Source organism: Bacillus sp. JKS001846 (assembly GCF_900176455.1).
GTDB classification, from domain to species: Bacteria; Bacillota; Bacilli; order Bacillales; family Bacillaceae_G; genus Bacillus_A; species Bacillus_A cereus.
Genome location: NZ_FWYG01000001.1, coordinates 17,501 through 22,500, shown reverse-complemented (window position 1 = coordinate 22,500; position 5,000 = coordinate 17,501). Strand labels below are relative to the sequence as shown.

Sequence of the window (5,000 nt, the reverse complement as noted above, 5' to 3'; positions counted from 1 at the left end):
GCCCCCCTCAAGATGAGATTTCCCATAGCGTAAGCTAGTAAGATCCCTGAAAGATGATCAGGTTGATAGGTTCGAGGTGGAAGCATGGTGACATGTGGAGCTGACGAATACTAATAGATCGAGGACTTAACCATATAATATGTAGCAAATGTTATCTAGTTTTGAAGGAATATGCCTTCAATAGTTTGGTGATGATGGCAGAGAGGTCACACCCGTTCCCATACCGAACACGGAAGTTAAGCTCTCTAGCGCCGATGGTAGTTGGGACCTTGTCCCTGTGAGAGTAGGACGTCGCCAAGCAACTTTAAGACGAGTCAGAATGACTCGTCTTTTTTGTGTTTTATAAAAATAAGAATGGCTGGTAAATCTCAGTTTATTAAAATTTCACTTTATTGTTCACATCAACAAGTTCAAAACGCTCACAGACGAGTAACATATCTTCAGAGAAATTAAGACCAAGCTCATTTAGTTCCTTTGTAAAAAAACGAACATGGGTGTCTCTCCAGTAATTATAAGTACGATCTCCTTCGCCTTCAGCGATAGCGAATTCTTCGCTTACTTCATTCATTGGTGTTACAGTTACTTCTATTGTCTTAATAATAGCTACAGGTTCATCATTACTATTGAGTATAATACTATAATCAATAGTAGTCGGTAGTGATTCATGTTCTAATTCATAAAAAATGTGACCGGAGCATGTAGCGGTTTTAATACCGTCAATTACTAGTTGTGCAAGATAATTAGGGGCATCCCCAAATTGCCAAGCTGTAACAGATTCTGGTTTTTTGTTGTTTCCCCAATAAGTATCCCAATATGTTTGTGCTAATTGATTCATTTTTATCGTTACCTCACTCTAATTCATATTTAGTCTCTTTATAATTCCTAGGAAATTTACTTACTTATTTAGTATGTCTTTGTACTCATTTAAAAGTTGTAGCGGTGTGTTGCAAATTAAAAAGATACTATGTGGAGTGAATATAGTTTGTAAATATGTTCTGTACATATATGGAATCTTTAATTTTCCAATTGCATTTTATGATAAAGGATGTAGTTACTTAAAGAACGTTCAGATTATGAATGGTAGTTTATTATCACTATGCCATATTGAAGTGAGTAATACTAGAGTTGAAATAGATGAAAAAACTGATATTCTAAATTGAATATCAGTTTAATAATATGTGACTTATATGAATCTATAGCAATACGAAAAGCGTAAATAAGATAGCCAACAAAATACGATAGTACGCAAAAGGTTTTAAACCTATCTTCTCTAAAAGCTTTAGAAAAGTTACTACCGCTAGCATCGCTACTATAAAAGAGGTAATGAATCCTACCGCAAACATAGGGATGTCATCGACACTTAAATACTTCCAACTTTTTAGTAAGTCTAAGCCTGTAGCCCCAACCATTACAGGAAGAGCTATTAGAAAAGAGAATTCAGATGCAGTCTTATAATTTACTTTTGCTAATAGACCTCCAGAGATAGTAGAGCCAGCTCTAGAGAAGCCAGGGTATACTGCTAAGCACTGAAATAATCCGATTGTTAAAGCTTGGCGGTATGTTAAATCGTCCAGTGAATAGGCTGCTGCCTCTTTCTTTTTTACTTCTGCAAAGAGCATAAGAATTGCACCTGCTACAAGTCCAATCACAACAGTGTATGGCTGGAATAAGTATGTTTTAATAATATCATGTAGTAGCAAACCAGCAACCACTGCCGGAAATACGCCAAGAAATACATGGAACGCGTTGAAATTTTTTTCTTTCTGTAGAAGAGGCTTAATATTACATAAAGAAACGAGACGTTTATGATATAAAATTGCAATGGCTAAAATTGCGCCTAGCTGAATAACAATTTCAAACGTTTTCGCTCTTTCTCCCTCAAAGCCTAATAAATGCCCGACTAATATAAGATGGCCAGTAGAGGATATAGGTAAAAATTCAGCTAATCCTTCTACAATACCGAGTATGAAGGCAATAATGATATCGCTCATAGTTTCACTCCTACAAATTAATGAATGTCTACTTTTTTAAAATAGAATAGTGTTGCAATAAATCCGGAAATTGTCGTTACTGCAATGATGATATAAGAATACTCTGGTGGATATGTCGGTTGTAATTCGTTATTTGCGATATCTAGAGTAGCGGTCCACGGAAATAAATCTTTATGCTTGGAGTTTACGAGCATAAGATTAGTCATTGTAATAATGACTGTTAATATAATGGGCGGTACATAGCTCTTCATTACAAGAGTTAGTAGCACAATAGGTGAAGACAATAGAAAGAGAAGTCCACCACATATTAAAAATTCTAGGAAAGAACCTAAAAGTAAAGAAATGTTAAAGCCAGGGAAGTTCCCCAATAGCCCTAATATTAAAGTAAGTGCCCAAGCGACTAAAGTTAGCATCATAATCCAAAGAAAGAGAATGATGAATTTACTTATAATAAAGCTAATGCGCGACACGGGGATAGTTAGTAAATTTTTCAGTGTATCTTCTGCATATTCGCGGGTAAGCAAATATGCAACCACTACTCCATATAAGGGGAATCCTATAACTAAAGTAGTATATAAGTTAACGTCAGTGAATAATTGATGGAACCAAATAGTTGGAGTAGGCTGTTTTGTTTTTATATGTATATAAGAGGCTACTACAACTAAGAAAGGTGCGACACCAGCACCAATAATGCTAATTAAAAACATATTAGAGCGTTTTAGTTTTAAGAGTTCTGTATAGAGTAGATTAACCAATTGTTCCACCTCCAACTAGTTTGGTGAAATAATCTTCTAGTCTATCTTCGCTTATCATCATTTTTAATACTTCAATACCATTAAGAACAAACGTTCTGTTTATGTATCCTTGTTGTCCAAAATGAGAGTAAATACGAATATTTCCTTCATCATGTACTTCATAATCTAAAATTTGAAGATGATTTTCTAATAACATCACAGCTTTATCGTCATTATTCACTTGAAACTCTATGTACTTACGGTTTGCTTTGCGCAGCGTATCAAGAGAAACTTCTTCTAGTAACTTTCCTTCATGAATAATTCCGATACGATCGACCAACTGTTCTATCTCGGCTAATATGTGACTAGAAATGAGTATTGTTATATTTCTTTCTTGAGCTAAAGAATGAATAAGTTTTCGCATTTCTTTAATACCAATAGGGTCTAGTCCGTTAGTTGGTTCATCTAATATGAGTAGCTCAGGATAATGGAGAAGAGCGCGTGCAATTCCTAAGCGTTGCTTCATTCCTAAAGAATACTTTCCTACTAACTTTTTTGTCTCATGCTGCAAGCCTACTATTTCTAATGCTTCTTCGATAGCATTCTTTTTGTGAACCCCAATTATCTTTGCATTAATTAGTAGGTTTTCTTTTGCAGTTAAATTTTCATAAAATCCTGGAACTTCAACTATAGAACCAATTCTGCTTAAAATATCTTTTTGATTTTGGAATAAGTTCTCTCCGAATATTTCAATCGTTCCACTTGTAGGTTTTATAAGACTAAGCAGCATACGAATGGTTGTTGTTTTACCAGCACCGTTGCGGCCTATGAAGCCATAAATCTCTCCTTGTTGAACATTAATATTTAAATTATCTACTGATTTTTGATTGCCATATACTTTAGTAAGGTTAGTCGTTTTTATAATTGTATTTATAGGAGACACCTGCTTTCTATAAGTTCTTACTTACATCATAAAAAGGAAGGCTTAACTGCATATTAATCATTTCTTAACTATTTCTTAAAAGTATTGTGTTTTGGAATAGAAAAGCCAAAAGTAGTTCGTTTCCATGGAGTACTTTCAACCCATATATGCCCACCATTTTTTTCAACGAGTGCTTTAGAAATAGAGAGTCCGAGACCGCTACCACCAAATGAAGAGTTTCTTGATTGTTCGCTTCGGTACATTCGCTCAAATATGTTTTGTAAATCATGTTTTGGAATACCAGGGCCTTGATCCCAAATATGAAGTTTGTATTCTGCATCAGCTTCTAGCAGTTCGATTCCTATTGTTTTCCCATCCTTTCCGTAATAAATTGCATTTTTCATTAAATTACCGATAATCCGCATAATGCTTAGATGATCTGCGATGATAGGACAAGTAGAATCTGGTATGAGAATTTGCAGTTCGATGTTATGTTTTGAGAGCTCAGGTAAAAATTCAATCAAAACTTCTCTAGTAACTTCAGAAAAGTCGAGTTCTTCTTCTTTTAGTGGAAATTCATTAGCGTCTAGCTTCGCCATATTGAATATTTCATCAACTAGGTGCTTTAAGTTATTTGATTTCATATAGAGTATTTTAAGATATTCTTGTTTTTCTATTTCAGAAGCAGCAACTCCGTCTTTCAAAGCATCTATATATCCGATGATGGAGGTGAGTGGTGTTCGTATATCGTGGGAGATACTAGACAAAAGTTGTTTTCTGGATTCCTCGGATCTTTTGGCTTCAATCTGAACCTGCTCTAATTTAGCTATTAGCTCGTTTATTGAAAAAACGATATTATGTAATGAGTGGTCATTGCTTGTGAATAATCTCGTTTGTAAGTTTCCTTTTAGTACACGACTTAATTTAGTATCCATTGCTTTACGATGTTGAATGAATTGTATTCTTGAAAAGAAGAGATAAATTGTAATTAAGATAAGGATAATAAATAAAGACATTTTTAATCTTGGGCCCATTTGTATGTTTAAAATCCCGCAAATGATAAGTTGTAATGAAATAAGGAAGAGGGTTTTATCAGTCTTCAAGCTTTTCACCTACAAACTTATAACCAATTCCCCATATAGTCTGAATAAATTTTGGATTGGAAGGGTCAATTTCTATTTTCTTTCTAAGTTTTCGAATATGTACCATAACGGTATTGTCATCTTCTATATAATTATCGTCCCACACATTTCGGAAGAGCTGTGTTTTTGTAAATACTTGCCCTGGGTTTGAAGTAAAGAATTTTAACAGTTCCAATTCTTTTCCGGTTAAGCTAATTTCTTCTTTGTTTGT

General features: G+C 34.4%; 6 protein-coding genes and 2 rRNA genes (2 of these 8 running past the window's edge). 2 read left to right on the top strand and 6 right to left on the bottom strand.

Translation table 11 applies throughout. The features are described 5' to 3' along the window. Positions 1 to 134 (top strand): 23S ribosomal RNA (locus B9A45_RS00100); it begins 2,788 nt to the left of the window's first position. A 50-nt stretch (positions 135 to 184) separates the two neighbouring features. Then, a 5S ribosomal RNA gene (gene rrf / locus B9A45_RS00095) occupies positions 185 to 300 on the top strand. A 76-nt stretch (positions 301 to 376) separates the two neighbouring features. On the opposite strand, the gene B9A45_RS00090 is transcribed toward rrf, so the two are convergent. From B9A45_RS00090 to B9A45_RS00060, 6 genes are all read right to left on the bottom strand, one after another. Next, a complete protein-coding gene (locus B9A45_RS00090) occupies positions 377 to 835 on the bottom strand; it encodes an ASCH domain-containing protein (RefSeq protein WP_001072418.1) in 459 nt (152 codons plus the stop codon). A gap of 358 nt (positions 836 to 1,193) precedes the next feature. Next, the gene (gene uppP, locus B9A45_RS00080) at positions 1,194 to 1,991 is read right to left on the bottom strand and encodes an undecaprenyl-diphosphate phosphatase UppP (RefSeq protein WP_084063779.1); all 798 of its coding nucleotides are present in this window, start codon (positions 1,989 to 1,991) and stop codon (positions 1,194 to 1,196) included. A 17-nt stretch (positions 1,992 to 2,008) separates the two neighbouring features. Continuing rightward, positions 2,009 to 2,746 (bottom strand): ABC transporter permease, encoded by a 738-nt coding sequence (locus tag B9A45_RS00075; RefSeq protein ID WP_000247716.1) that lies wholly within the window; start codon positions 2,744 to 2,746, stop codon positions 2,009 to 2,011. Next, positions 2,739 to 3,668 (bottom strand): ABC transporter ATP-binding protein, encoded by a 930-nt coding sequence (locus B9A45_RS00070; RefSeq protein WP_084063778.1) that lies wholly within the window; start codon positions 3,666 to 3,668, stop codon positions 2,739 to 2,741. Before B9A45_RS00070 ends, B9A45_RS00075 begins: the two co-directional genes overlap by 8 nt. Positions 3,669 to 3,736: 68 nt before the next feature. After that, on the bottom strand, positions 3,737 to 4,750 hold the full coding sequence (locus tag B9A45_RS00065) for a sensor histidine kinase (RefSeq protein ID WP_141552493.1): 1,014 nt from the start codon (positions 4,748 to 4,750) through the stop codon (positions 3,737 to 3,739). Beyond that, a protein-coding gene (locus B9A45_RS00060; protein ID WP_000651991.1) for a response regulator transcription factor crosses the window boundary here: on the bottom strand, positions 4,740 to 5,000 show its end. It continues 453 nt past the right edge of the window; only the last 261 of its 714 coding nucleotides appear in the window; its start codon lies off the right edge, out of view — the gene reads right to left on this strand; its stop codon occupies positions 4,740 to 4,742. Before B9A45_RS00060 ends, B9A45_RS00065 begins: the two co-directional genes overlap by 11 nt.

Excerpts from the sequence above, each read along its gene's own strand:
- B9A45_RS00090 (WP_001072418.1), bottom strand. The coding sequence starts at position 835 with ATGAATCAATTAGCACAAACATATTGGGATACTTATTGGGGAAACAAC.
- uppP (WP_084063779.1), bottom strand. The coding sequence starts at position 1,991 with ATGAGCGATATCATTATTGCCTTCATACTCGGTATTGTAGAAGGATTA.